The sequence below is a fragment of the Mesorhizobium sp. M7A.F.Ca.CA.002.04.1.1 genome, assembly GCF_004022805.1.
Classification (GTDB): Bacteria; Pseudomonadota; Alphaproteobacteria; order Rhizobiales; family Rhizobiaceae; genus Mesorhizobium; species Mesorhizobium ciceri.
In genome coordinates, this window is the sequence record NZ_RZPL01001181.1 from 1 (window position 1) to 839 (window position 839).

Annotated in this window: 1 protein-coding gene; it reads right to left on the bottom strand. The window is 62.8% G+C overall.

Translation table 11 applies throughout. From position 1 onward, the window contains the following. Positions 1–782 (bottom strand): LuxR C-terminal-related transcriptional regulator (locus ENZ75_RS33150; protein WP_164888238.1); only part of this gene is annotated, 782 nt, incomplete at its 3' end. Between the last annotated feature and the right edge of the window lie 57 nt (positions 783–839).

The window sequence follows — 839 nt, forward strand, 5'->3', positions numbered from 1 at the left end:
TCGACGAAGCGCGCGAACAGGCCGGCCTGCGACTTGATCTTGAGCTTGCGGTAGATGTTGCGGCGATGGACTTTCACGGTTCCCGGCACGATGCGCATGGCGCGGGCGATCGACTCCGTCGAATGCCCCTGCAACACCAGGTCGACGACATGCTTTTCGCGCGGCGTCAGCGACAGGCTCTGCCAGATATGGGCGCGGTCGAATTCGTTGACCATAGCGGCCGTCTCGTCCTGCTTCGCTTCCGCCGTTTCGTCGGCCGGAAGAGCAGGCCAGCGCAACCTGATGAAGCTGATCACCGCGGGAGCCATGTCGCGCAGCAATCTGGCATCGGCGGTGCCGAAAGGGCCTGAAGCGCGCAGCCGCATCAGCGACAACACCAGCGCATCCTTGCCCGGCAGCGGCACGAAGAAGCCGACCTCCTCGGCCAGCCTGGTCTGGCTGTAATAGGAGCGGAAATACTCGCTGGCATAGAAACGGTCCGGCGCCAGCTCGCGCATGCGCCAGAACCCTTCCTTGCGCTCGACCGCAGCGTGATGGAACGGATCGAGCAGATACGGCCCTTCCTGATAGAGCGCGACGAACACATGGCTCTCGGTGGGCGAGAAGGTCTCGAACAGCAGCGGCGGGCGCGAGGCGCCGCGATAGCCGAAGATCACGCAGTGGTCGAATCTAACGTGCTGCCGCAGCCACTCGACCAGCGCCTGGCCAAAGAGATCGCCGCTGGTCTCCCGCGTCGTCGCGACGAGCGTGGCGAGCCGGCTGTATTCGTCGCTGCGGGACAATGCATACCCCCTTAAACGAGAAAATAGATCAGATATACCACCTGAGAGGTATATACT